Raw genomic sequence first — 25752 nt, 5'->3', positions numbered from 1 at the left:
AATCAAATCCCCGAAACCATCAGGCCTCGAAACCAAACAAGCAACCAGCTCATTCCTTGATTTATTTAGAACGAAAGACTTCGTCGCCAGCAGCGCCGCCGCCCTCGTTCAGTGAGCGGACTTATAAGAGAACCCCACCGAACAAGTCAACAGGCCAAATTCGAAAAACTCAGAAAATTCGACAAGTATCTGGATTTAATATGTTATTTCGGTTTCCTGGAAATGCCGGACGACGGGGCCCTGTTAAACGCAGCGATTTTGCACAGGAGAAGATCCCGAAGGCCCGCAAGAACCGGGGCGTGCCTTCTTTTGGCCCGGTTCCTCACTAATTGGTTTGTCAACGAAGCGTTAACATGGGGCATGCCTGCGCATATCCTATAAAGCGCGCTGCAAACCTTTAGCCATGGTGTCGATGGATTTGACTCGCGGCTTTGAAAGTTGCACATCTTCGCCTGAAGTTTCTGGAGAGCGCATGACCGACGGGGCACAGCCAGTATGACTGCGGATCGCAACGTGATCCGGTCGCTAGGCACGGAACCGCCAATTCTGGCGGAAGGGCGACGTGCACCCGATCGCCGCGAAATTTCGCTTCGATGGCTTTCCGGCACGTTCCTCACTGGTATTACCTCTTCCATATTGATGGGTGTGGCCCTGTTTGCCGCTCTAGACGGACGTCAGCAGCTTGCCATCCCCGCCGAAGCCTTCGCCAAGGCGGATATGGGCAACAACGTGACGGAGGCAGCCCGTCGCGGCACGCGCCTCGTGGCACCGAATATTGCCGCGCGACCGTCTGACCGCTCGATCATGGAAGTCTCGACCGTCATCAACGAAGGCGACAAGGAAGTGGTCCGAAAGGTGCCATTCTCCCACGTGAAAATTCCGCTTGCGGCAAATTACGCCAAGCAGGACGACTATCCAGCCTTCGATCCCCTCAATATCTTCGCCAGCAATGACGACAAGGACGCATCGGCACCCGCACCGAGCAGGACGGGAACGATTTACGGTTCCGAGGTCGAATCCGAAGTCAGCCTGAAGACCGTTGCCTTTCCCGTGCAGCATTCCAAATTCCCCTTCGCCGGCTCGCTGAGCTTCGATGAGGTGGAGGAAGCCGTGCGTTCCAACGGCTCGATCCTGACGGACGGCAACGAACAGCTTGCCGCGCTTTATTACATCGATCCACGCCGTTTCGATAATGACGAAGGCGACGTCGACATCACCGCCGGCCTGGCCGCCCGCGTCGTCGAACAGAACATGTCGGTCTCGACACCACAATCGGCCTCCGTTCCCGTCAAGGAATATGCCGATGACGTGATCCCGGCCCGCCAGACCGAAACCATCGAGGCCGCGCTTTTCGGCGCGGGTTATTCGAAGGCACAGTCTTCGGAGATTGCCGGCCTGCTGGCACCGCAAATCCAGTCGAACAATGTGGAAAGCGGCGACGTGCTGCGCGTCGGCATCCTTCAGGAAGACGAGAAAAGCGATATCGTGCGCGTGAGCCTTTACCGCAAGGGCCGCCACATGGTCACCATGGCCGTCGATGACCGCAAGCGCTTCATCAAGGCCAGCGAACCACCGAAACTGGACGCGGTGGCGACCGCCTTTGACAGCACACCCGCACCTGCGGCGGGGCGCGATCTGCCAAGCGTCTATGACGGGGTGTACCGCGCCGCGCTTGCTTACGGCATGAACCAGGGCATGGTTTCGCAGTTGATCAAGCTTCTGGCCAGCAGCGTCGATTTCCAGGCGCAGCTCAAGCCCGCGGATACGCTCGAAGCCTTCTTCTCCGTGGAAGATGCGGATGGCAAGGCGACGGACAAGTCGGAGCTGCTCTATGTCAATGCCAAGTTCGGCGACAACGAGACACGCTTTTACCGGTTCCAGAATCCGGAAGACAACAGCATCGATTATTTCGATGAAAACGGCAAAAGCATCCGGCAGTTCCTGTTGCGCAACCCGGTTCCAAACGGCCGCATGACCTCCGGTTTCGGGATGCGCCGCCATCCCGTGCTGAAATTCAGCCGTATGCATACGGGAACAGACTGGGCCGCCGCCCGGGGCACGCCGATTATCGCAACGGGTAACGGCACTGTCGAGAAGGCCGGATGGGCTTCCGGTTACGGCAACCAGACCCTGATCCGCCATGCCAATGGCTATGTCTCTTCCTATAACCACCAGAGCGCGATCGCCAAGGGGGTCACCGAGGGGGCAAAGGTCCGGCAGGGTCAGGTCATCGGCTATGTGGGGTCGACCGGTCTTTCGACCGGCGCGCATCTGCACTACGAGCTGATCGTCAACGGCACCAAGGTGGACGCGATGAAGGTGCGTCTGCCGGGCGGCAAATCGCTTTCCGGCGAGGCGCTGGCGCGTTTCTCCGACGAGAGAAAACGCATCGACAATCTGCTGAATATCGAAGAAAAGTCCAATCAGGTGGCAAGCCGCTGATCGGCAGGGGATTTCAGATCAACAGAGTCCGCTTATAGGAAAGGGCCCCGTTTCCGGAGCCCTTTTTTTATGCAGCGTCGGCGGCCTCAGTGTCGGCCTCGGCTTTTGGCGGCTTGACCTTGAACAGCAGCCGGTCGGTTCCAGAGGTCACCTTGACCCGCGAACCATCGGGGATTTCCCCGCCAAGGATCATTTCCGCAAGCCTGTCCTGAACCGCCTTCTGGATCACCCGCTTCAGCGGACGCGCGCCATAGGCCGGATCGTAGCCTTTGTTGGCAAGCCAGTTACGGGCATCCTCATCCAGTTCGAGCGAAATCTTGCGGTCTCCCAGCAGCGAAACGAGCCGCTTCAACTGGATTTCCACGATGGCACCCATCTCGTCCCGCCGCAGGCGATGGAAGAGGATGATATCATCGATACGATTGAGGAACTCCGGCCGGAAATGCGACCGGACACGCTCCATCACCAGTTCGCGAACCGAATCCACGTCGTCATTGTCACCCATCTGCGTCATGAATTCCGAACCGAGGTTCGAGGTCATGATGATGATGGTGTTCTTGAAATCGACGGTGCGGCCCTGGCCATCCGTCAGGCGGCCATCATCCAGCACCTGCAGCAGGACGTTGAAGACATCCGGATGCGCTTTTTCGATCTCGTCGAACAGCACAACCTGATAAGGCCGGCGGCGAACCGCTTCCGTCAGAGCGCCGCCCTCCTCGTAACCGACATAGCCGGGAGGCGCACCGATGAGCCGGGCAACGGAGTGTTTCTCCATATATTCCGACATGTCGAGGCGAACCATCGCGGTTTCGTCGTCGAACAGGAAGCGGGCCAGCGACTTGGTCAGCTCGGTCTTGCCCACGCCCGTCGGGCCCAGGAAGATGAACGAACCGATCGGCCGGTTGGGATCCTGCAGGCCGGCACGCGAACGGCGAACCGCCTTGGACACGGCCTGAACGGCCTCACCCTGCCCGACAACGGACTTGGCAAGTTCGTCTTCCATGCGCAACAGCTTTTCGCGCTGGCCTTCGAGCATCTTGTCAACCGGAATACCTGTCCAGCGGGAAACGACATGCGCGATATTGTCCGCCGTCACCACTTCCTGAACCATCGAACCGGCACCGCTGCTGTCCCGCGCTTCCGCTGCAGCCAGTTCCTTTTCGATCCCCGGAATGATGCCGTAGGTCAATTCACCAGCGCGCTGGAACTGACCGTTGCGCTGCGCGATCGCCAGTTCGTTGCGAGCTTCGTCCAGCCGTTTCTTGAGATCGGCGGCGTGGCCGAGCTTCTGCTTTTCCGCCTGCCAGCGGGCCGTCAGCGCATCGGCCTTCTCTTCCGTATCCGCCAGTTCATCCTCGAGCTTCTTGAGCCGGTCGACAGAAGACTGGTCCGTCTCCTGCTTCAGGGCTTCGCGCTCGATCTTGAGCTGGATGATGCGGCGATCCAGTTCGTCCAGTTCTTCCGGCTTGGAATCCACCTGCATGCGAAGACGCGACGCGGCTTCGTCCATCAGGTCGATTGCCTTATCCGGCAGGAAACGGTCGGTGATATAGCGATTGGAAAGCGTCGCAGCCGCAACCAGGGCCGAATCCGAGATACGGACCTTGTGGTGCTGTTCGTATTTTTCCTTCAACCCGCGCAGGATCGAGATCGTGTCCTCAACGGTCGGTTCATCCACCAGCACGGGCTGGAAACGGCGGGCAAGGGCCGGATCCTTCTCCACATGCTTGCGATATTCGTCGAGCGTGGTGGCGCCAACGCAGTGCAGCTCACCGCGGGCAAGCGCGGGCTTCAGCAGATTGGAGGCATCCATCGCCCCATCCGCCTTACCGGCGCCGACCAGCGTATGCATTTCATCGATGAAGAGGATGATGCCGCCATTTTCAGACTGCACCTCGTTGAGGACAGCCTTCAGTCGCTCTTCGAACTCACCGCGATATTTCGCACCTGCGATCAGCGCGCCCATATCGAGCGCCATCAGCTTCTTGTCTTTGAGGCTTTCGGGCACATCGCCATTGACGATGCGCAGGGCGAGGCCTTCGGCAATCGCCGTCTTACCGACGCCAGGTTCACCGATCAGCACGGGATTGTTCTTGGTACGGCGAGACAGCACCTGAATGGTACGGCGAATTTCATCGTCGCGGCCAATAACAGGGTCCAGCTTGCCTTCGCGGGCCTCTTCGGTCAGGTCGCGCGCGAATTTCTTCAGCGCGTCAAAGCCCTGTTCGGCATTGGCGCTGTCAGCCGTGCGGCCCTTGCGGATATCATTGATGACCTGATTGAGCGCCTGCGCCGTCACGCCGGCCTTCTTCAGGGAAGCCGAAGTGGAAGCAGAGCTTTCAATCGCAAGCGCCTGCAGAAGACGCTCGACGGTCACGAAACTGTCGCCAGCCTTTTTGGCCAGGTCTTCGGCGGTGGAAAACACCTTTGCAAGGGGAGCCGTCAGCGAAAGGCCGCCATTGCCACCGGATACCTTGGGTAATTTTGCCAGCGCGGCATCATTGGCAAGACGCGCTTCTTTCGCGTCGCCGCCAGCCCGCTCGATCAGCGATGCCGCCATACCCTGCTCGTCATCGAGCAGCACCTTGAGAACATGCTCGGGCGAAAACTGCTGATGGTTTTCGGCCAGCGCAAAGGTCTGCGCCGATTGCAGAAAACCGCGAACGCGCTCGGAGTATTTTTCAATATTCATAGTCGAACCTCCATAGACCGGCCCGCCCGCTTTCGGCACGGCTCCGGGTGTTAGGGTTGAGGCTCCCTCAAAAGGCAAGCCCCGCTACGACAGTCGTGTTTAAGGATTTCACGATCGCCGCCTCTCGATGGTCGGTCGCCAGCAGTGTCGGCAACCTTCCATCCTGCTCGAATATGGGAGGCATTTTCATCGGTTTAAAGGGGAAGAAATCCGGCCGTCGAGAAATTTTCCCAGGAAGTTGACGGGCGTCAGCTTCACCCTGCTAGCCATGCTGGCGCGCGCAGCCATAGACTTTGGCGCGCCAAAATAAAAAAACTCCGGCGAGCCGGAGTTTTTCAGTCTGGGGCATGTCTGCCTGCGCTGTTATTCCGCGGCGTTTTCAAGCGTGGCGGGAGCGGCCTCTTCACCGGCTCCTGCATCTTCACCTTCGGCACCTTCGGCAGCCGCAGTGCGACGTGGACGGCGCTGGCGCGGACCGGTCGCCCGGCGCGTCTTCGGTGCGCGTTCGGCTGGAGCTTCCGCCTGCTGCTGTTCCTCTTCGACGGCCACCTCCATTGGCGTACCCTCGATGACGGGCTGCGGCGCCTGACTGGCGTCATAAACCGGAGGCTGCTGATCTGCGCTCACCTGCTGGCGTGGCTGACGCTCCTGCCGCTCACGGCGGTCGGGACGGTCACGGCGCTCCTGGCGCTGCTCGTTCCGTTCGGCGCGCTCCTGGCGTTCGGGCTGCTGCGCGCGCTCGGCCTGTTCGGCCTGATGCTGCGGTGCAATGGCGCCTTCGTCACCATCGTTCACATCCATCTCGTCGGCATCGGCGGCATTATACTCGCCGCGGTCGTCGCGCTGGAAGCGTTCCTGCATCTGCGCCTGAGCCGACGCGATGATGCGGTTATAATGTTCAGCGTGCTGCAGATAGTTTTCAGCCATCACGCGGTCGCCGGAACTCTGTGCGTCGCGCGCCAGAGCCGCGTATTTTTCCGCTATGTGCTGGGCTGTGCCACGGATTTTAACATCGGGGCCGGAACTGTCATAAGTCCTGGTCAGCGGGTTACCGCCCTTGCGGTTGAAGTTGTTGTTACCGCCACCATTATTATTGTTGTTGTTTCCACGCCCCCGGCCGCGCTTGTTTTGCTGTCCTGGCCTCATCAATTGCTCACCTGAATTCTGTTTTGCTGATAATCTGGTTGTTTTCATGCAATTCCGGGCGGAAAACCGCTGGAAATTTTTCCTGAAATTGCTCCATCACGCGCCCTGCCGAGATACCTCCGGACAAGACCTCGCGTAAGACGACCGGTCGCGCAAATGCTGCACCGAGCCGTCTGCGAACAAAGTTTACTGATTCACATGCCGGAAACGCCCAGCCTTTCAGGGCTCTTTAAAGAACCCGCTTCGGGACTGACCCATACCCTGACGAATCTCAGTTCGTCCTCAGCCACCCGGCATGTGGCCGCAAACTATCCCGCTTCCCGCGGAAATCCAAGCCTTTTCTTTTGCTGTGCAAAATATCCTTGCAAAAAATTCCGCAGACATATCGCCGTCAACTATCTCCGGAAGGTCAAAACTCTATCATTACCGCCATAATCCTTCACGGCGTCCAGAAGAGAGAAGCCGTGGGAAGAAAATATAGCGGAAACATCAAGCCTTTGATCGAAACCGATCTCCACACCGACAATCCCGTTTTCCACAAGAAAGCGGCCTGCTTCGGCAGCGATGAGGCGGTACGGTGCAAGGCCGTCCTGACCTCCATCCAGCGCCGCCAGAGGATCATGATGACGAACCTCTCGGTCAAGCGTTGCGACGATATCGCTTCTTATATAAGGCGGATTCGACACAATTATGTCAAAGCGGCCAGAGATTTTTTCGAACCAGTCGCTTTGAACGGGTTCGAAACGACCGCCGAGATCATTTCGGAATGCGTTTCTCGAGGCTGTTTCCAGCGCGTCGGCGGAGATATCGCTGCCGACACCGGTCGCCTCCGGGCATTCCTTCAAAAGCGCGAGACAGATCGCCCCCGTGCCTGTGCCCAGATCGAGAATACGCGCGCTGCCCCTGGCTGAAACGGCAGCCTTCAAGGCAGGCAGCAGCGTGTCTACCAGAACCTCCGTATCAGGGCGCGGCTCGAGCGTTTCCCTCGACAAAAGAAGATCCAGGCCATGAAACTCCCGATGGCCCAGGATGCGGTGAACAGGCTCGCCGGCGGCGCGTCTTTCAACCATCGCATCAATTCGGGCTTGCTCCTCGGTCGTGAGCGACCGGTCCGGCTTCATCACGAAGTCGGTCAACGAAAAACCGACGACTTCGGCAATCAGGAGACGCGCATCGAGAAGTGGATCGGCGATCCCTGCCGCCTGCAGCCGCTTGCGGGCCGCGGCAAGTTCACTTGCGACAGTGGCCCCGGCCGGCGCGCTCAATGCTGCTCGCCGAGTTGCGCCAGCTGCCCCGCCTGATAATCGGCGATCAGCGCATCCACGAGCTCATCAATCTCGCCTTCGATCATCCGGTCCAGCTTGTAGAGCGTGAGATTGATACGGTGATCGGTGACACGGCCCTGAGGGAAATTATAGGTGCGGATGCGCTCGGAGCGGTCGCCGGAGCCCACCTGACTCTTGCGGTCGGCCGAACGTTCACTGTCCACCTTCTGGCGCTCGATATCGTAAAGCCGTGAACGAAGAACCTGCATGGCCTTGGCGCGGTTCTGATGCTGCGATTTCTCCGAGCTCGTCACGATCAGCCCTGTCGGCAAATGGGTGATGCGAACGGCGGAATCGGTGGTGTTGACGTGCTGGCCGCCGGCGCCCGACGCACGCATCGTATCGATGCGGATGTCTTCCGGGCGGATTTCGATATCGATTTCTTCCGCTTCCGGCAGCACCGCGACGGTGGCCGCAGACGTGTGGATGCGGCCGCTTGCTTCCGTTTCCGGCACGCGCTGCACCCGGTGAACGCCGGACTCGAATTTCAGCTTGGAGAACACCCCTCGCCCACTGATCGTGGCGATGATTTCCTTATAACCGCCGGCTTCACCCTCGCTTGCGGAGAGCACTTCCACCTTCCAGCCCTTGGAAGCAGCAAAGCGCTCATACATGCGGAACAGATCGCCGGCAAATAGTGCCGCCTCGGAACCGCCGGTCCCGGCGCGTATTTCGAGGATCGCACTTTTTTCGTCCGCAGCATCCTTCGGCAGCAGCAGGACCTGCATGTCCTTCTCGAGCTCTTCGATACGGCTCTCGATCTCCGGAAGCTCCATTTCCGCCAGTTCGCGCATATCCTTGTCGGTCGTCTTGTCGGCAAGCAGCGCTTCGAGATCGGCGGCCTCAGAGATCGCCTTCTCGTATTCGCGAATTTTCTTCACCACCGGCTCGAGCTCGGAATATTCCGAAGCGAGCTTCACATAGACATCCGCAGCAGGCCCGGCCGACATACGCGCTTCGATCTCGCCGAAACGTCTTTCCAACTCGCGCATTTTTTCGACGGGAAGCTTCGCCACCAGTCACTCCAATTATGAAACAGTTCTTTTTAAATGGGAATGGAATGCGTCGCCGCAAAGCGTAACAACACCTCGCGCCCGCTTTCCAGCGAATTATGATCATCCAGCGCCGCATTCAACTCTTCGGCAAGACTTGCGGCATCGAGCCCGAGCAGCATGGCCTTCACGGGGCCGATCGCCGTCGGCGACATGGAAATCGAACGGAATCCAAGCCCGATAAGAGCCATTGCCGAAAGTGGCTTGCTCGCCATTTCACCGCACAGCGTAACCGAAGTTTGATGCCTTTCGCCCGCCCGCACGATATCGCGAAGCATGCGCAGGAACGGCTTGCCGAGATTGTCGAAGCGATCCGAAACACGGGCGTTGCCGCGATCCACAGCCATCGAGAACTGGAAGAGATCATTCGAACCCACGGAGACGAAATCCACCTCCTGCATCAGCTCATCGAGCTGCCACATCAGCGCCGGCACCTCCAGCATGGCGCCGAACTGCAGCTTTTTTGGCAGCGCATGGCTGAATTTCGAAAGATGCTGTACTTCCTTTTGCAGCAGGTCGCGTGCAGCGCGGATTTCGGACACTTCCGTCACCATCGGCAACATCATGCGCAGTTCTGCACCGGAAGCGGCACGCAGAAGCGCGCGCATCTGCGTGCGCATCAGCCCCGGCCGGTCGAGCGACAGGCGGATCGCCCGCCAGCCAAGCGCCGGGTTTTCCTCCTCCTGGCCGCGCATATATGAAACGACCTTGTCGCCGCCAATATCGAGCGTGCGGAAGGTAACGCTCTTGCCCTTCGCCTGCCGCAGGACGGAGCGGTAGAAGGCCTCCTGTTCCTCACCCTTCGGCATGTTGGAAGCGATCATGAATTGCAGCTCGGTACGGAACAGTCCAATGCCATCGGCACCCGATTCATCCAGCTGCGGCAGATCCACCAAAAGACCAGCATTCATCTTGAGGTTGACCTTCTGGCCGTCCTTGGTGATCGGTTCGACATTGCGAAGTGCGCGGAACTGCTCCTGCCGGCGGGCACGCAGACGCACTTTTTCCTCATAGGCGCGTTGCAGATCCGACATCGGACGCAAATGCACCTGGCCGTCATCGCCATCGATGATGATGGGATCGTTGTTTTCGGCAAGCGCGACAATGCCCGTCGCCTGCCCGATAACCGGAATGCCCATGGCGCGGGCCACAATGACGACATGGCTGGTCACCGCGCCATCTTCCAGCACCAGACCACGCAGTTTTTCGCGCGGATAATCCAGGAGTTCGGCCGCCCCCATGGCGCGGGCCAGCACGATGGCATCGAGCGGGAAATCCTGTTCCGGACCACGACCGCCAAAACCGATGAGCTGCCGAAGCAGCCGGTTGGCGAGATCGTCGAAATCATGCATACGTTCGCGCAGATAAGGATCGGTGAGACGCATCATACGCGCCTTGGTATCGCTCTGCACCTTCTCGACCGCCGCTTCCGCCGTCAGGCCGTTGCGGATCGCTTCTTCCATGCGTCGCACCCAGCCCTGATCGTGGGCGAACATGCGGTAGGTCTCGAGAACCTCGCGGTGTTCGCCTTCGGTCGGCACGTCACGGCGCTGCAGCATGTCATCGATGGAGAGCCGCAGCGAGCCGATAGCATCGGCAAGGCGACGGATTTCCGTGTCCGCATCTTCGTTCAGCAGGTTGGTAACGACAATGCGCGGATCGTGCAGCACCACATGGCCAAGACCGATGCCTTCGCCATAGGCGTCGCCGTCGATGGAGACGGCACGCGTCAGGTCCAGCTCGACACCGGGGCGTGTGATCTTCTTCAACTCGCCGCTCGCCACTATTTCAGCGATAAGCATCGCGGTTGTCTCGAGCGCTTCAATTTCATCCTCCCGGTATGTTCGGCTGGCCTTGTTCTGGACCACAAGAACGCCAAGAGTGCGACCGGAGCGCAAAATTGGCACGCCGAGGAAGGAATGATAAATTTCCTCACCGGTTTCAGGAAGATAGCGGAATGCGGGATGCGCCTGCGCATCGGAAAGATTGAGCGGCTGGGCGGAAGCGGCAATGGTGCCGACAAGACCCTGCCCCATTTTCAGCTGGGCAAGATGCACGGCATCCTTGTTGAGACCTTCCGTCGCATAAAGCTCAAGCACGCTGTCGGAACGCAGCACATAGACCGAGCAAACCTCCGCCACCATGTTGCCGGCGATCTGACGGACGATCTGGTCAAGGCGGTCCTGCGGTTCAAGGTGCTCCGCCATCATTTCGCGCAGCCGCTTGAGCAGGACGCGCGGACCTGCGGAAAGGTCTCTCATCGCGTTTGCTCCCCGACGCTTCCGATCCGAATGTCATAATATTCGGGAATCAAAACGTCATTTAAAAATTTATAGCGCGAGAAGCGCGTCCCGCAAGGGACACGCTTTCATGAAACGCCACATCGGAAGAACGCAACTCCGAAGAATCGGAGCATCGGGAACCGATGTCTCGGCTTAGCTCTTATCGAGGCCGTAAGCAGAATGCAAAGTGCGAACCGCAAGTTCGGCATAGGCGCCATCGATCAGGATCGAAATCTTGATCTCGGACGTGGTGATCGCCTTGATGTTGATGTTCTTCTCGGCCAGTGCCTTGAATGCGCTGGCGGCAACGCCCGCGTGGCTGCGCATGCCAATGCCGATGACCGAAACCTTGGCGAGGCCGGTTTCGTTCTGTGCAACGTCGAAGCCGATCTGGGCCTTGTTGTCATCGAGAACCTTAAGCGCCTTGGCAACGTCGCCCGAAGGAACGGTAAAGGTCATGTCGGTGCGCGAACCGTCTTCGGAAATGTTCTGCACGATCATGTCGACATTGATGTGCGCTTCCGCCAGAGGCCCGAAGATCGCGGCGGAGACGCCCGGACGGTCGGCCACGCGGCGCAGCGAGATCTGTGCTTCATCCTTGGCATAGGCGATGCCGGTTACGACTTCCTGTTCCACGATTTCATCCTCGTCACAAATCAAAGTACCGGGCGGGTTGATGAGGTCGCCCATGCCCGGCGCATCGGGATCCTCGAAACTGGAGCGAACGAAGGTGCGCACCTTGTGTACCATGGCAAGCTCGACCGAGCGGACCTGCAGGACCTTGGCACCGAGCGACGCCATTTCGAGCATTTCCTCGAAGGCGATCTTTTTCATGCGGCGAGCCTTGGGCTCGATGCGCGGATCGGTCGTGTAGACGCCATCGACATCCGTATAGATGTCGCAACGATCCGCCTTCACGGCAGCGGCAATGGCAACGGCCGAGGTGTCGGAGCCGCCGCGGCCAAGCGTTGCAATGCGGTTATCGGGACCGATGCCCTGGAAACCGGCAACAACGGCAACCTGGCCCTCGCCCATGCGTTTCACGATATCCGAGCCGTCAATCTCGAGAATGCGGGCGGCGCCATGCGCATTATCGGTGCGGATCGGGATCTGCCAGCCCTGCCAGGAGCGCGCATTGATGCCCATGGATTGCAGCGTGATCGCCAGAAGACCTGACGTCACCTGCTCGCCGGATGCAACAACCGCGTCATATTCGCGCGCATCATAAAAGGAGGCGGCATTGCTCCCCGTAATCTTTGCTGCGTTCTGCACCCAGTCAACCAGTTCGTTGGTTTTACCGGACATGGCGGAAACGACCACGGCCACTTCATGGCCGGCATCCACTTCGCGTTTCACATGCCGGGCGACATTGTGAATGCGTTCGAGGTTCGCGACGGACGTGCCGCCGAATTTCATGACAATGCGAGCCATAGCCTTGACCAGTACCATCCCATTTTCCCGCCGGCTCTTTCAAAAGACGGACGGACAAGAACAAACCCAGTCGGCTCTTCCTGACAAAGAGCCTCAAGTTGCGGGTCTCTTAGCGAAAAGGCGGGGGCCACGCAATGCCGTTTATGAACCATGCGGTACGCCTTTTTCGGGAGCCTGAACATGCAACAATGGCGCACTGACGCGCCGGCGGGATAAAGCACCCGCAAAAGAGCGTACCGCGGTGCACTGTACAAATCGGCCCATTCGCAGTATGAGCGCGGCAATGCAACCGGCCAGATGGCCGAAATGGCCTGTATCGGCTGCCCCGGAGACTTTAGGATCTATTGGTTTCGGGCGGATGCGGGCAGCTTCATATCCGAAAGACGGTAGATGACAGACACCCAGGGTATCGCCCCGGCGATCGCGCAGGCGTTGGAAAAACGCGGCTACAAAGATTTGACCCCCGTGCAGCAGGCCATGCTTGCGCCGGAACTTGCCGACAAGGACGCGCTGGTTTCCGCGCAGACCGGTTCCGGCAAGACCGTTGCCTTCGGCATCGCGCTTGCGACCACGCTGCTGCGTGACAACACCCGTTTCGGCCAGGCCGCTGCCCCTCTGGCGCTTGCCATCGCCCCCACACGCGAACTGGCCATGCAGGTCAAGCGCGAGCTGGAATGGCTTTACGAATTTGCCGGTGTCTCCATCGCCTCCTGCGTCGGCGGCATGGATATCCGCAATGAGCGCCGGGCGCTGGAGCGCGGTGCTCATATCGTCGTCGGCACGCCCGGCCGTCTCTGCGACCACATCAAGCGCAATGCACTCGATCTCTCATCGATCCGCGCTGTCGTGCTCGACGAAGCCGACGAAATGCTCGACCTCGGCTTCCGTGAAGATCTGGAATTCATTCTGGAGGAATCGCCCGAAGATCGCCGCACGCTGATGTTCTCGGCCACCGTGCCGCGCAGCATCGCCAAGCTGGCCGAAAGCTACCAGAAGAACGCCGTGCGCATCGCCACCGCTTCCGAACAGAAGCAGCATGTGGATATTGAATATCGCGCGCTTCTGGTTTCGCCTTCCGATCGCGAGAACGCCATCATCAATGCGCTGCGCTTTTACGAAGCCCGCAACGCCATCGTGTTCTGCTCCACCCGCGCCGCGGTGAACCACCTGACGGCCCGCCTGAACAATCGTGGCTTCTCCGTCGTGGCTCTCTCCGGCGAACTGACGCAGAACGAGCGCACACATGCCCTGCAGGCCATGCGTGACGGCCGCGCCCGCGTTTGCGTGGCGACAGACGTTGCCGCCCGCGGCATCGACCTGCCCGGCCTCGAACTCGTCATCCATGCCGACCTGCCGACCAATTCCGAAACGCTTCTGCACCGCTCGGGCCGCACCGGCCGCGCCGGTCAGAAGGGCGTCAGCGCCATCGTGGTGCCGGTCAGCCAGCGCCGCAAGGCCGAGCGCCTGCTCGAAGGCGCCAAGGTCAGTGCCGCATGGGTACACCCACCCTCCGTTGAAGAGATCGTCGAGCGCGACGGCGCCCGGCTTCTGGCCGATCCTACGCTGAGCGAAGCAGTGGCGGATGACGAACGCGATTTCGTGACCAAGCTGCTGGAACAGCATGGCGCGGAAAAAGTCGCGGCGGCCTTCGTGCGCCTTTATCATGCGGGACGTTCGGCACCGGAAGACATTTTTGAAGTCGCGCTTGATAACACCCGCAAGCCGCGCCGCGACAGTTTCGAAACACCCGAAAACAACGCTCCGCGCCGCGATAGGTCCGATTTCTCCGACAGTGCCTGGTTCTCCCTGTCTGTCGGTCGCAAGCAGAGCGCGGAACCGCGCTGGCTTATCCCGATGCTCTGCCGTTTCGGCAAGATCACCCGCCAGGATATCGGCGCGATCCGCATGCAACAGACTGAAACCTTCGTGGAACTGGCAGCCGACGCCGTCGACCGCTTCACCTCCGCCATCGGCAAGGACATGACGCTCGAAAAGGGCATTCGCCTCAAGGCGCTTGAGGGCAAACCCGAGATGACCGGCGGCTTCCGCGAAGACACGCGGCCGGCCAAGGCCCAGCGTAAGTTCAGCAAGTCCGACAACGCGAGCGCCCCCCCCGATGATCGCAAGGGCGAAGACAAGCCCTGGAAAAAGAAAAAGCCCTTTGGCGACAAGCCGAAACATGAGGGCAAGAAGGACAAGCCATTCGAAAAGCGTGGGCCAAAGCCGACAAAGGGCTGAGGACGCCCTTCGTTTTTAGCTCTTGCAAGAAAATGGGTCCCTTTTTGTGGGACCCAAGCCGGTCGACGACCTCCTCCGCCATGCCGGACCTGATCCGGCATCCAGCCACGACGCGTCTGCGTCGTGAGAAGACCCTTTTGCGATCAAAGACTTGATCGCGCTAGACCCCGGATCAAGTCCGGGGTGACGGAGTGGGGATGCGAAAACTTTGCAATCGATTCAGGTCGACAGATTCAGCAAAAAGCCCCGCTTTCGCGGGGCTTTCTATTTAACGCAATCACAACACCGGCAATCAGAACTCCAGCGCGCGGTCGCCGTTTTCGTCCTTGATGCGGTTCGGAAGACCGATCTTGTTCAGAAGGTTCAGGAACGGCTTCGGTGGCAGTTCTTCAACGTTTGCCATCTGCTTCACATCCCATTCGCCCGTCGCTATCAACATGGCGGCAGCAACCGGCGGAACGCCAGCTGTGTAGGAAATGCCCTGCGAGCCGACTTCTTCATAGGCTTCCTTATGGTCAGCCACGTTGTAGATGAAGACTTCGCGTTCCTTGCCGTCCTTGATACCCTTGACGATATCACCAATGCAGGTCTTGCCGACATAATCGGGCGCCAGCGAAGACGGATCGGGCAGCACGGCCTTGACCACCTTCAGCGGCACGACTTCCAGACCTTCAGCCGTCTTGACCGGCTTTTCGGAGAGCAGCCCGAGGTTCTTCAGCACGGTGAAGACATTGATATAGTGATCGCCGAACCCCATCCAGAAGCGGACATCGGCGCCGTCCATGTTCTTGGACAGCGAATGCACTTCGTCATGGCCGGTCATATAGGCCTTCTGCTTGCCGACGACAGGCAGATCGAATTCCTGGCCGACTTCGAACATCTGGTTCGTCTGCCACTGGCCATTCTGCCAGGAATAAACGACCCCGGTGAACTCACGGAAGTTGATTTCCGGATCGAAGTTGGTGGAGAACCAGCGGCCATGGCTGCCGGCATTGATGTCGACGATATCGACCGAGGTGACCTTGTCGAAATACTCATCCTTGGCAAGACGCGCATAGGCGTTGACGACACCCGGGTCAAAACCGACACCGAGAATGGCAGTAATGCCCTTCTCCTTGCATTCTTCAGCACGCTTCCACTCGTAGTTTCCATACCACGGCGGCGTCTCGCAGATCTTGGTGGGATCCTCGTGGATCGCCGTATCCATATAGGCAACACCAGTGTCCATGCAGGCACGAAGAACGGACATGTTGACGAAAGCCGAACCGACATTGATGACGATCTGTACGCCGGTCTTGTTGATCAAGGCTTTCGTCGCCTCGATATCCATCGCGTCAAGCGCATGGGCCTCAAGTTTCACATCTGTCTTGAGGCTCTTCTTTTCGCGTACGGACTCGACAATCTTGCGGCACTTTTCCAAAGTCCGTGACGCAATATGAATGTCTCCCAATACATCGCTGTTCTGGGCGCATTTATGCGCCACGACCTGTGCTACGCCACCGGCGCCGATGATCAGAACGTTCTTCTTCATTTCAGGTGATGCCTCCTTTTCCCCGCAGGGATGAGCTTCGTTGGATGTTGAAACAGGGTTTAAGACAGGCTTTGCTCGAAATCGGCAAAGTCGAATTCACGGACGGCGCGAACCGAGCCGTCGAGTTCCTTGATGGCGATCGTCGGCATCTTCACGCCGTTGAACCAGTTTTTCTTGACCATGGTGTAACCGGCTGCGTCCTGGAAGGAGATGCGGTCACCCACTTTCAGCTCCTTGTCGAAACGGAAATCGCCGAAAATATCGCCGGCGAGGCAGGACTTGCCGCAAACCATATAGGGATGTTCGCCCTCGTTCGGCGATACCTTGGCGCTCTCACGATAGATCAGAAGATCGAGCATGTGCGCTTCGATGGAGCTGTCGACGATAGCGAGGTTCTTGCCGTTGAACAGCGTGTCGAGAACCGTCACTTCGAGCGTCGTGCTCTTCGTGATCGAGGCTTCGCCCGGCTCAAGATACACCTGCACACCGTATTTTTCTGAGAAGGCACGCAGACGGTCGCAGAACTGGTCGAGCGGGTAATCGTCGCCGGTGAAATGAATGCCGCCGCCGAGGCTGACCCATTCGGCACGCGACAGCAGTGATCCGAATTTTTCCTCGATCTGCGTCAGCATGCGGTCGAACAGGGCAAAATCGCTGTTTTCGCAGTTATTGTGGATCATGAAACCGGAAATGCGATCCATGATCTTGTCGACCTTGGCGACATCCCATTCGCCAAGGCGGCTGAACGGACGTGCGGGATCGGCGAGATCGAAGCTCGAGGAGCTGACCTGCGGATTGAGGCGCAGACCGCGCGTGATGCCGGACGCCTTGTCGGCAAAGCGCTCCAGCTGGCCAATAGAATTGAAGATGATCTTGTCGGCATTCGCAATCACCTCGTCGATCTCGTAATCGGCATAGGCAACGGAGTAGGCATGGGTTTCACCGCCGAATTTCTCGCGGCCAAGACGGACTTCATAGAGCGAGGAGGAAGTGGTGCCATCCATATATTGCGACATGAAGTCGAACACCGACCAGGTGGCGAAGCATTTCAACGCCAAGAGCGCCTTGGCACCGGATTTTTCCCGCACATAGGCAATCTTCTCCATGTTGCGAAGAAGTTTTGTCTTGTCGATGAGGTAATATGGCGTCTGCAACATCTCGTTTCACATATTGATTGAAGTCAAGGTCGGTCTTGGATGATGGGCCTTATATGATGCTTGTTACAGGAAAACAAATGTCCGGGGGCTAATTCCTTAAAAATGAGGCGCGTCGAGCGGGACGAAGAAAACACATGACGTTGCGGAACCAAGTCGGTGTCGCTGCGTTTCAATCACGGACAGGCGGGTAATTTCTGCCGCCGTAATGAAAGTCAAGCGGCGTCAGTCATGGACATGTCGCCATCTCCATCAACGATGTTCAAGAAGGACTTCACTCATGGCAAGCGTGCGTAGCAGCGTTAATGACAAGATCCAGCAATCCCTCGAAAGCGGTGATGCAGCCGATGTGGCCGCGCAGCTCGCCCAGCTTCGCGAAGATCTGGCAAATCTTGCCAAGAGCGTGAAGGCGCTTGGCGTCGGTGCTTCGCATGAGCTGAAAGCTCAGGCCGCCCGTGTTGCGGACGATGCCATCTCCGCATCGAGCGACATGGCGGATACCGTGCGCAACGAGATTTCAACGCTGAATGACAATCTGACGGACCAGGTCCAGCGAAACCCGCTCCAGTCGCTCGGCATTGCGGTCGGCGTCGGTTTCGTTCTTGCCCTCCTGACACGTCGATAAGCTCATGCTTGAGGCATTGCTGGTCTATCTGGGGGAGACCCAGCGTGAAGGGCGTGTCGTCACGAGACGACTGCGCTCTGTCATCATATTATCGGTGCTGGCGGGAATATTTTTCCTGATAGCCTTCGTGGCGGCGGTTGTAGCCGGATCGATTTACCTCGCCCGGCACGTTGGCGCAGGCCCTGCAGCCCTGGTCGTCGCCGGATCTGCGTTTCTGCTTGGAGTCATCATGCTTGTGGCACTCGCCATCCTGAAGCGTCCAAGGGTCTATGCAACGAGGCCGGTCACGCCACTCGCCGCCGCAGCGCCGCTGACGGCGGCGCCGCTTGCTCTTCAGTCGTTGCTTTCACTCGCGATACAGGCGCGCCCCTATGCGACACTTGCCGTCGCCGTCGCAGCCGGGTTTCTCGCCACGAGAGCAGGTACAAAAAAGACCAAGTAACTTCTTGGCTCGCCAGCGACACCAACCGCGCATCCGGCCCATGGATGCGCGGTTTTTTTTATGTTACCCGCGAAGGATAGACTGGTTGATGGCGCACTGCGTCACGCCGCCCTTATTTAAACAAAGTAACATACAGTCTCGGCGCATCCGTAATTTTTTGAAAGGCAATTGATGAAGAAGAAAGTCCTTGTCGTCGGTGGTGCCGGCTATATCGGTTCGCACACGTGCCTTCTCCTCTCTGAAAGAGGGTATGAACCCGTCGTTTTTGACAATCTCTCCAACGGGCATGAGGAATTCGTCCGCTGGGGGCCTTTCGAACAGGGCGATATTCGCGACCGGGCGCGGCTGGACGAAGTCTTCGCCAAACACCGGCCGGAGGCGGTTCTGCATTTCGCGGCACTGATCGAGGTCGGTGAATCGGTCAAGCAGCCCGTGGCTTTCTATGACAACAACGTCATCGGCTCGCTCAACCTGCTTTCGTCCGCCATCGATGCCGGTGTCAATGCCTTCGTATTCTCCTCCACCTGCGCCACCTATGGTCTGCCGGAACAGGTCCCGATCGACGAAACGCACCGGCAGGCGCCGATCAACCCCTATGGCCGCACCAAATGGGTGGTCGAGCAGGCGCTGAAGGATTACAGCGCCTATAAGGGGCTACGCTCGGTAATGCTGCGCTACTTCAATGCCGCAGGAGCTGATTTCGAAGGCCGCATCGGCGAATGGCACAAACCGGAAACCCATGCGATCCCGCTGGCCATCGAGGCCGCACTCGGCCGGCGTCAGGGTTTCAAGGTATTTGGCACGGATTACGACACGCGCGATGGAACCTGCGTGCGCGACTACATCCACATTCTCGATCTCGCCGACGCCCATGTGCGTGCAGTGGATTATCTGCTGGCGGGCGGAGAAACCGTGGAACTCAACCTCGGCACCGGCACGGGCACAACGGTCAAAGAATTGCTGGCAGCGATTTCGGAAGTCTCCGGTCGGCCCTTCCCCGTCGAATATACCGGGCGTCGGGATGGCGATTCGACAACACTGGTGGCAAATAACGAAAAGGCGAAAGAGGTTCTGGGCTGGGAACCGCGCTATTCTCTTTCCGATATCATCAAATCCGCCTGGGCATGGCATTCGTCGCGGAACGCGGGTGAATAAACCAGTCAGTTGATAAAAAGACACCGGCCGACGGCCGGTGTCTCCCGCGGGACGGCGGATGGCGCCTGTTCCCGCTCCTGCCTCCCAGGTATGGGATTTACGGCTTTGTCGCCGAAGTGGTGGTGCTGTCGGGTGCCGCCGGGGTTGCCGCGTTCTGCTCGCTGGTCTTCTGCTCCAGCGTCTTGAATTCCGGCGCTGCCTTCAGCGTTTCCGCGGTTTCGGTCGTCGTCAGGCGAATGGTGCCGTCCTGCGCGTTGCGCGTCATCGTCACCTTGTCCATGGGAACGGCCACGTCCTTGGCGCCGATACCCAGGAAGCCGCCAACACCGATCACCGCTGCAACCAGACCGCCGTCCTGTTCCATGATGAGGTTCGTCACATTGCCGATGCTCTCATCGGCCGCTGTGTAGACAGACTTGCCGATATAGTCATTGGCGCTGATTTGCGTTTCGCCCTGCTCCGTCAGATAGGCTCCGCCGGTGGTCGTGGCTGCGCTGTCATTGGCCGAGGGTGCTGCAGGAGCCATGGGCGTCGCTGGCGGCGTCGCCGGTTCAGTCTGTGCGCTGGGATTTGCCGGCGCGGGCTGCGTCGTGCCCTGAGCGATGGCAAGCGGCGCGAAAGCCGTCGTGCCCATGAGGGCGGCGGTGACGAGGATCGTAAGTTTCTTTGCCATTTCGTACCTTCCTTTCATCGTTCTCAACTGGCCGGCGGAAACATTTTTCCGCTCTTCGACCGGTTCGACTGGCAAACGGCATGGTTGTCCAAATAGTTCCGATTTTTTCAATCACGGCTTTGGGAGATGTCGTGAACCACAACAACCAAAGGTAAGAAATCAGCCATTGCCAATGGGGTATGGCGCGGTATTATCCATGTCGTAACAAAGGGATAAATGCCGGAGTTTTTATATGCCTCGACCCGGCAACAGACTGAAGAACATGATCTCGGCTTTGCGTCGGCGTAGCGCGAATTTTTTCCCGACCGCCTCCATCGGCACCTATCTGGTGGTGATGGCGACCGTCATCACTTTGCCGCTGATCCTTTTCGTCGGCTACTTGATGCTCCGCCTGGAAGCGGAAAAACGCGACGACCTGCAGCGGGAGACGATCGAGGATGTACGGGTCGTCAGCCGCAACATCGATCGCCGTCTGCAGGAAATCGCCACCTCGCTTAATCTGCTGTCGCAATTTCCCGAACTCGAAAGCGGCAATCTCGCCGCCTTTCAGGGACGCGTAGCAGACAGCCTGAAAAGGGAGGGTCTTTATGCCATTCTTGCCACCAAGGATGGCCAGCAGCATCTCAACACCCGTGTGCCCTTCGGCAAGGCTCTCGGCAAGGTGCCGGTCGAGGCCGATCTCGCCAAAGCGATAGAATCCCGCCGTATAACGGTATCGAACATTTTTTTCGGCTCAACCAGCAAGGAATGGGTGTTCAACGTTACCATGCCGCTCGATCCGGAACTCGGGTCTGCCGGAGACGCCCTCATCCTGACGCAGAACGCCAGTGACCTGAGCCGGCTCATCTCCACCGAGAACCTGCCGCGAAACTGGGCGGTCGCTATCATCGACGGCACCAATCGTGTCGTTGTATCCACCGCTCCTGACGAGGCGGCGATTGGCAAACCGTTCGTCACCCCGGACATACTCTCCGAAATGCAGGCCTTCAGCGGCAATTTTTTCGACGGCAAGGGCAATCTTTACGCCTATGCGCAATTGCCGGGCTGGCAGTGGAAAACCGTCATGTGGGGGCCGCTTGCCGCAAGTCAGGCTGCGCTGGTCGATACCTGGCGGCAGATGATGATCGGCAGCCTGGTACTCGTTTTGATTGCTATAGGCGGCGCCTATCTGGTGGGGCGGCAATTGCGCAGCTCGATCCGCGACCTGACCCTCATGGCCGAGCGCATTGGTGAAGGTGAGATCGTCGCGCCGGTGGATACCAAGATAAAAGAGGCCAATCAGGTGGCCATCGCGCTTTCAAACGCCTCCTTCGACAGAAGCCAGTCAGAAGAAAGGCTGCAATTGCTGCTGCATGAGCTGGTGCACCGCTCCAAGAACATTCTCACGCTTGTTCAGGCGATGATACGGCAACTGGGCCGCGAGAATAAAAGCATTCCGGAATTCCAGAAAGAGGTGGACCATCGCCTGCGCGGCCTCGGCATGTCGATCCGGGCCTTGGCGGAAGTTCAGTGGCAGGGCTTGCCAATCCGGAAACTGATCGAGACCCACCTCGATGTTTTTGGCACGGTGGCAGAGCGTTTTGTTCTGGCGGGAGACGATTTCATGCTCTCGCCCGAGGCCGCGCAGAATTTTGGCCTCGTCGTGCATGAGCTTACCACAAATTCCATAAAATACGGCGCTTTGTCCGCGCCCTCAGGCAAAATTACTGTCCGTTGGGAACCGGTTGAAAAAGACGGGCGGCAGATGCTTCATCTTGTATGGACCGAAACGGGTGGCCCCCCGGCGCAGGAGCCCAGCCGCAAGGGTTTCGGGACTACGGTCATCAAGAGGCATGCGGAAGGCGCTTTCGGAGGGAATGTGACAACGGAATATCGTGAAAGCGGTTTCGAATGGGCGCTGGAGGCGCCGATGCGTTACTTCACGCCCAAACGATCCGATCAGGCGGGCTCCCTCTAACTAATCGGACCCGCAAGAGTGACGATAATTCGTGAGCCGCAAAAAATATACATTTTGCTGGAACCGAATCTCGCCAGGTGTGTTTTTAATGCAGGCCAAGCAATTCCCCCGTCCCCGCCTGAAGCTTGGCCCAGTATAAACGGGTTTCGCCCCTGAAAACCCGTCATTGAAATAGCACGGCTCTCTCTGAGCCGTGCTTTTTTAATGTCTTCTGTAGTGAAAGGCGGCCGAGACGTCCGTCCGGCCGCGTGCGTCGCTTACATATCTGCGACGTCGCCCGAGGGGAATTTCAGCCGATAAACAATGCGCTCCGGAGTAAGCTCATATTCTGCACTTCCTCCCAGGGCGGAGGGAACCACCTTTTCCAGCACGACGCTGCCAAAACTGCCGCGCCTTGCCTCCACGGGTTCCTTCGACGGCGTCATCGGCTCGTTCCATTCGACTATATAGAACTCCCCCTCCTGCCGGCATTGCAGGGATATTGGCGGGTGATAGGCGAGATTGCCGCTGTGGCTGACAGTGTTGACAACAAGTTCGTGAAAGGCGAGCCCGATATAGAGCGCGCCGTTCGGATTGAGCAGCAGGTTCTCGCCCTCCATATGGATGAGGTTCGGATATTCAGGCACATAGAGATCGAATTGCTGGCGCAGCAGCTCGAATATACGTGCCCCCCGCCAATCGGAATCGGTGATGAGATCCTGGCTTTGGGCAAGCGCATGCAGGCGCCCCCGGAATTTGCGCAGGAAATCATCCTTGGTGAGACTGAAACGGGCCGTCTGGCCCGCAAGGCTCTGGATGATCGCCAGCAAATTCTTGGAACGGTGACTGACTTCGCGCAGCAACGAACGCAGAAGCTGCTCGCGCCGCCGTTCCGCCGTCACTTCCCGGATGGTGGTTTTCATCACCATCTGGTTCATCTGATTCAAAGTTGAGTGCACGTGGAACTGGAAGACTCGATCATTGCCCGCGCCCACTTCCAGCATGCCGCGACTGCCAGCCGCGCCCATGTCTTTCTTGAGCTCGGCCAACCGCCCGGACAAATCCTTTCCGAACAGATTTTCATCAGTTGGAGGGGATTCAGCCGGCAGCTTCCAGACATCCGGAAGATTGGCCACGAATATGTAGTCACGGTTCCGGTCCTGGAGCATGACTGTCTCACCCGAATCGAGCAAGGCAAGGACGAGCGAATCGTGAAGTTCGCTTTCGTCCCTCTCCGCGTTATGCCACGCCAGCCGATGCAAATTCATCTCCTTGCAGAAAGTCGCGGGGCAGCCCCACGACCGTAACCGCCAACGCCCGGGCACCACAGAGGTTCCCGGTCAGCGTGCGGTTTCGGCAAAATCTCACGCCGCGACGCGCGAGCTTTCGTTGAAAAACAGGGCCTGGCTGATGAGCGCTTTCACCATGTCCGGGTTGAAGGGCTTCGTTACGAGGAATGTCGGCTCGGGACGTTCACCCGTCAAAAGACGCTCCGGGAAAGCAGTGATGAAGATTACCGGGAGGGTGGTCATCTGAAGGATGTCCTTCATCGCATCGAGGCCGGAGCTGCCGTCGGCGAGCTGGATGTCGGCCAGGATCATCTTCGGCTGTGTACGATGGAAGAGATCGAGCGCTTCCGTGTGCGTGCGGGCGATGCCCGTCACACGATGGCCGAGATCGGTGACCATCTGTTCGATATCCATGGCGATCAGCGGTTCATCCTCGATGATCATGATATCGGTCGCCACCTGCCGGGCGATTTCAGACGCTGCCTCGTCGATGAGCTTACCGACCTGGTCTTCGGATACCCGCAGAACCTCAGCCGTCTCCGACGGCGAGAACTCCTCGACGGTTGTCAGGAGGAAAGCCTGGCGGGCAAGTGGCGGCACGGCGGACAAATTGGCGGAAGCGCGTTTTTCCCATCCAGACAGGTTTTCGTCGACCTTAATATTGATCGTGACGGAACTAAAGATCGATACGAACAATTGATAGAGCGAAACACGATCGCTGCTTGTCTGCGGAAAGATGCTGATATCGGCGATCAGCGCTTCGAGTGTAGCCGCAACATAGGCATCGCCCGTTGATTGTGAGCCGCAAACGGCACGCGCGAACCTGCGCAGATATGGCAGGTGCGGTGCGATGCGTGTAGAAACTGACATGGAATTCTCCCCTTTCATGCGGTCTGCAACGCAAACCCAAGATAGCAACGTGCACATCGCAAAAAAAGTTCCGAACCACCGGAACTATTTTTTTCGCCGTGCATTCTTTGCCATGACAAAAAAGGAATACCGGACGTTATGAGCATATTTCAATCGGACCAAGATCAGCCGGATAATCCGGCCGCCCCCCAGGTCCCGCACTCAGGGCGGGCGGTGATTTCCCGTAAGCTCAGGGAGCTTTATGATGCCGTTCAGGACGAAGGCATCCCTGACAAATTCCTCGACCTTCTCGAAAAACTCGATGAAGCGGAAAGCAGAGCCAAAATCAAGGCTTTGGAGGAATGATGGCGAAAGAGCCGGAGCAGACAGAATACAACTTCAAGCGCGAGATGCTGGCAGCACTGCCCAACCTTCGCGCCTTCGCAATTTCGCTGATCCGTTCGAGGGACCGGGCCGACGACCTCGTGCAGGACACGATCATGAAAGCCTGGGCGAAACAGGACAGTTATCAACCCGGCACCAATATGCGCGCCTGGCTGGTAACGATACTGCGCAACGAGTTTTATAGCCAGATCCGCAAATCCGGTCGCGAGGTGCAGGACACGGATGGTGTCTATACGTCCCGCATGTCGGTCCCGCCGGAACAGCATGGCTCGGTGGACCTTCAGGATTTCCGCGCAGCGCTCGCGAAATTGCCCGACGACCAGCGTGAAGCCATACTGCTGATCGGCGCTTCCGGCTTCGCCTATGAAGAGGCGGCGGAAATCTGCGGATGCCCTGTGGGCACGATCAAGAGCCGCGTCAGCCGTGCAAGGTTGCGACTGCAGGAACTGCTGGGCATCGAGAATGAAAACGAGTTCGGTCCCGACGCGCAGATGACAGCCGTCACCGCCGCTGCAACGGCGCGCTGAGAGGACTGGACGCAGAAGGTAACGAACGGGCAGACGCGAGTCTGCCCGTTTTTTCGTCTTCTTTTTAGATGCCGGTTTCCTTGACGGACTGCATGACCACAAAGGTCGACGTGTTAGCGACAGAGGGCAGGCTCGAGATTTTTTCGCCCAATACTCTTCTGTATTTGCGTATGTCGCTGGTGCGGACCTTCAGGAGATAATCGAAGGCGCCGGCGATCATGTGGCATTCTTCTACTTCCTTGATCTTGCGTACCGCAGTGTTGAACTCCTCCAGTGCCTTTTCCCGTGTGTCGGACAGCTTGACCTCGGCAAAGGCGATATGGTCGACGCCGAGTTTCTGCGGATTGAGCATGGCGCGGAAGCCGAGAATATAGCCCTCATCCACCAGTCGCTTCAGCCGCGTCTGGCAGGGTGTCTTGGAAAGACCTACCTTTTTCGACAGCTGCAGCACGGACATGCGCCCATCCTCGCTGAGCGCCTCGAGAATCTTGAGGTCGAAGTCATCCAAACCGTCTGTTTTCTGACTATTTGCCATTCATTTTCACGCCAAATTGGGAC

General features: G+C 58.4%; 20 protein-coding genes. 8 read left to right on the top strand and 12 right to left on the bottom strand.

Features of this window, described 5'->3' with window-relative positions; translation table 11 throughout:
• Positions 1–495: 495 nt before the first annotated feature.
• Entirely contained in the window at positions 496–2442 is a 1947-nt protein-coding gene (locus WA845_RS16220; protein ID WP_006698031.1) for a M23 family metallopeptidase, read from the top strand.
• Between the two features lie 67 nt (positions 2443–2509).
• Here the strand turns inward: WA845_RS16220 and clpB are convergent, their stop codons facing one another.
• The 6 genes from clpB to WA845_RS16190 all read right to left on the bottom strand — a co-directional run bounded on the left by clpB (position 2510) and on the right by WA845_RS16190 (position 12370).
• Positions 2510–5134: an ATP-dependent chaperone ClpB gene (gene clpB, locus WA845_RS16215; RefSeq protein WP_006698032.1), complete on the bottom strand. Its 2625-nt coding sequence runs from the start codon at positions 5132–5134 to the stop codon at positions 2510–2512.
• 363 nt (positions 5135–5497) lie between these two features.
• Complete coding sequence (locus tag WA845_RS16210; RefSeq protein ID WP_112556662.1) at positions 5498–6280, bottom strand: DUF4167 domain-containing protein; 783 nt, start codon at positions 6278–6280, stop codon at positions 5498–5500.
• Positions 6281–6675: 395 nt separating this feature from the next.
• Positions 6676–7545, bottom strand: a complete 870-nt coding sequence (gene prmC, locus WA845_RS16205) for a peptide chain release factor N(5)-glutamine methyltransferase (protein WP_035210709.1) — start codon at positions 7543–7545, stop codon at positions 6676–6678.
• A complete protein-coding gene (gene prfA, locus WA845_RS16200; protein WP_004437995.1) occupies positions 7542–8621 on the bottom strand; it encodes a peptide chain release factor 1 in 1080 nt (359 codons plus the stop codon). Before prfA ends, prmC begins: the two co-directional genes overlap by 4 nt.
• Before the next feature lie 29 nt (positions 8622–8650).
• Positions 8651–10918: a phosphoenolpyruvate--protein phosphotransferase gene (ptsP, locus tag WA845_RS16195; protein ID WP_112556664.1), complete on the bottom strand. Its 2268-nt coding sequence runs from the start codon at positions 10916–10918 to the stop codon at positions 8651–8653.
• Between the two features lie 174 nt (positions 10919–11092).
• Positions 11093–12370, bottom strand: a complete 1278-nt coding sequence (locus WA845_RS16190; RefSeq protein ID WP_006698035.1) for an aspartate kinase — start codon at positions 12368–12370, stop codon at positions 11093–11095.
• Between the two features lie 390 nt (positions 12371–12760).
• On the opposite strand from WA845_RS16190, the gene WA845_RS16185 reads away from it, so the two are divergent.
• Complete coding sequence (locus WA845_RS16185; protein WP_337322451.1) at positions 12761–14608, top strand: DEAD/DEAH box helicase; 1848 nt, start codon at positions 12761–12763, stop codon at positions 14606–14608.
• 292 nt (positions 14609–14900) lie between these two features.
• Here the strand turns inward: WA845_RS16185 and WA845_RS16180 are convergent, their stop codons facing one another.
• Both WA845_RS16180 and nspC read right to left on the bottom strand, forming a co-directional pair.
• Positions 14901–16139, bottom strand: a complete 1239-nt coding sequence (locus WA845_RS16180) for a saccharopine dehydrogenase family protein (protein ID WP_004437987.1) — start codon at positions 16137–16139, stop codon at positions 14901–14903.
• Positions 16140–16198: 59 nt separating this feature from the next.
• A complete protein-coding gene (gene nspC / locus WA845_RS16175) occupies positions 16199–17296 on the bottom strand; it encodes a carboxynorspermidine decarboxylase (RefSeq protein ID WP_112556666.1) in 1098 nt (365 codons plus the stop codon).
• A gap of 277 nt (positions 17297–17573) precedes the next feature.
• On the opposite strand from nspC, the gene WA845_RS16170 reads away from it, so the two are divergent.
• The 3 genes from WA845_RS16170 (at position 17574) to galE (ending at position 19515) form a co-directional block, all read left to right on the top strand.
• Positions 17574–17918, top strand: a complete 345-nt coding sequence (locus tag WA845_RS16170; protein WP_004437983.1) for a DUF883 family protein — start codon at positions 17574–17576, stop codon at positions 17916–17918.
• Positions 17919–17922: 4 nt separating this feature from the next.
• A complete protein-coding gene (locus tag WA845_RS16165) occupies positions 17923–18360 on the top strand; it encodes a hypothetical protein (protein WP_004437980.1) in 438 nt (145 codons plus the stop codon).
• Between the two features lie 171 nt (positions 18361–18531).
• A complete protein-coding gene (gene galE / locus WA845_RS16160) occupies positions 18532–19515 on the top strand; it encodes a UDP-glucose 4-epimerase GalE (protein WP_004437978.1) in 984 nt (327 codons plus the stop codon).
• A 97-nt stretch (positions 19516–19612) separates the two neighbouring features.
• On the opposite strand, the gene WA845_RS16155 is transcribed toward galE, so the two are convergent.
• The gene (locus WA845_RS16155; RefSeq protein WP_004437975.1) at positions 19613–20188 is read right to left on the bottom strand and encodes a PRC-barrel domain-containing protein; all 576 of its coding nucleotides are present in this window, start codon (positions 20186–20188) and stop codon (positions 19613–19615) included.
• 232 nt (positions 20189–20420) lie between these two features.
• On the opposite strand from WA845_RS16155, the gene WA845_RS16150 reads away from it, so the two are divergent.
• Positions 20421–22145 carry a sensor histidine kinase gene (locus WA845_RS16150; RefSeq protein ID WP_337322450.1) on the top strand — a complete coding sequence of 575 codons (1725 nt, stop codon included), beginning with the start codon at positions 20421–20423 and terminating at the stop codon, positions 22143–22145.
• A gap of 257 nt (positions 22146–22402) precedes the next feature.
• On the opposite strand, the gene WA845_RS16145 is transcribed toward WA845_RS16150, so the two are convergent.
• Positions 22403–23392, bottom strand: coding sequence for a sensor histidine kinase (locus tag WA845_RS16145; protein WP_034500236.1), 990 nt, complete (start codon positions 23390–23392; stop codon positions 22403–22405).
• A 96-nt stretch (positions 23393–23488) separates the two neighbouring features.
• On the bottom strand, positions 23489–24283 hold the full coding sequence (locus WA845_RS16140) for a response regulator (protein ID WP_112556672.1): 795 nt from the start codon (positions 24281–24283) through the stop codon (positions 23489–23491).
• A gap of 138 nt (positions 24284–24421) precedes the next feature.
• On the opposite strand from WA845_RS16140, the gene WA845_RS16135 reads away from it, so the two are divergent.
• Together WA845_RS16135 and WA845_RS16130 are read left to right on the top strand one after the other, a co-directional pair.
• Positions 24422–24628, top strand: coding sequence for a NepR family anti-sigma factor (locus tag WA845_RS16135; RefSeq protein WP_004437962.1), 207 nt, complete (start codon positions 24422–24424; stop codon positions 24626–24628).
• Complete coding sequence (locus WA845_RS16130; RefSeq protein ID WP_004437960.1) at positions 24628–25194, top strand: sigma-70 family RNA polymerase sigma factor; 567 nt, start codon at positions 24628–24630, stop codon at positions 25192–25194. Before WA845_RS16135 ends, WA845_RS16130 begins: the two co-directional genes overlap by 1 nt.
• Positions 25195–25258: 64 nt before the next feature.
• Here WA845_RS16130 and WA845_RS16125 read toward each other — a convergent pair whose 3' ends face one another.
• A complete protein-coding gene (locus WA845_RS16125) occupies positions 25259–25729 on the bottom strand; it encodes an Lrp/AsnC family transcriptional regulator (RefSeq protein WP_004437958.1) in 471 nt (156 codons plus the stop codon).
• Between the last annotated feature and the right edge of the window lie 23 nt (positions 25730–25752).

This window comes from Agrobacterium sp. CMT1 (genome assembly GCF_037203725.1).
In the GTDB taxonomy this organism is placed as follows: Bacteria; Pseudomonadota; Alphaproteobacteria; order Rhizobiales; family Rhizobiaceae; genus Agrobacterium; species Agrobacterium pusense.
The sequence above is the reverse complement of the archived record's forward strand: the minus strand, read 5'-3'. Positions and strand labels throughout refer to the sequence as shown.

Bases quoted from the DNA above. Each gene is read 5' to 3' on its own strand.
- ptsP (WP_112556664.1), bottom strand. From the start codon at position 10,918: ATGAGAGACCTTTCCGCAGGTCCGCGCGTCCTGCTCAAGCGGCTGCGC.
- WA845_RS16130 (WP_004437960.1), top strand. From the start codon at position 24,628: ATGGCGAAAGAGCCGGAGCAGACAGAATACAACTTCAAGCGCGAGATG.
- clpB (WP_006698032.1), bottom strand. From the start codon at position 5,134: ATGAATATTGAAAAATACTCCGAGCGCGTTCGCGGTTTTCTGCAATCG.
- WA845_RS16145 (WP_034500236.1), bottom strand. From the start codon at position 23,392: ATGAATTTGCATCGGCTGGCGTGGCATAACGCGGAGAGGGACGAAAGC.
- WA845_RS16150 (WP_337322450.1), top strand. From the start codon at position 20,421: ATGCCTCGACCCGGCAACAGACTGAAGAACATGATCTCGGCTTTGCGT.
- WA845_RS16140 (WP_112556672.1), bottom strand. From the start codon at position 24,283: ATGTCAGTTTCTACACGCATCGCACCGCACCTGCCATATCTGCGCAGG.
- WA845_RS16135 (WP_004437962.1), top strand. From the start codon at position 24,422: ATGAGCATATTTCAATCGGACCAAGATCAGCCGGATAATCCGGCCGCC.
- WA845_RS16170 (WP_004437983.1), top strand. From the start codon at position 17,574: ATGGCAAGCGTGCGTAGCAGCGTTAATGACAAGATCCAGCAATCCCTC.
- nspC (WP_112556666.1), bottom strand. From the start codon at position 17,296: ATGTTGCAGACGCCATATTACCTCATCGACAAGACAAAACTTCTTCGC.
- WA845_RS16125 (WP_004437958.1), bottom strand. From the start codon at position 25,729: ATGGCAAATAGTCAGAAAACAGACGGTTTGGATGACTTCGACCTCAAG.
- WA845_RS16210 (WP_112556662.1), bottom strand. From the start codon at position 6,280: ATGAGGCCAGGACAGCAAAACAAGCGCGGCCGGGGGCGTGGAAACAAC.
- WA845_RS16220 (WP_006698031.1), top strand. From the start codon at position 496: ATGACTGCGGATCGCAACGTGATCCGGTCGCTAGGCACGGAACCGCCA.
- WA845_RS16190 (WP_006698035.1), bottom strand. From the start codon at position 12,370: ATGGCTCGCATTGTCATGAAATTCGGCGGCACGTCCGTCGCGAACCTC.
- WA845_RS16155 (WP_004437975.1), bottom strand. From the start codon at position 20,188: ATGGCAAAGAAACTTACGATCCTCGTCACCGCCGCCCTCATGGGCACG.
- WA845_RS16185 (WP_337322451.1), top strand. From the start codon at position 12,761: ATGACAGACACCCAGGGTATCGCCCCGGCGATCGCGCAGGCGTTGGAA.
- WA845_RS16165 (WP_004437980.1), top strand. From the start codon at position 17,923: ATGCTTGAGGCATTGCTGGTCTATCTGGGGGAGACCCAGCGTGAAGGG.
- galE (WP_004437978.1), top strand. From the start codon at position 18,532: ATGAAGAAGAAAGTCCTTGTCGTCGGTGGTGCCGGCTATATCGGTTCG.
- WA845_RS16180 (WP_004437987.1), bottom strand. From the start codon at position 16,139: ATGAAGAAGAACGTTCTGATCATCGGCGCCGGTGGCGTAGCACAGGTC.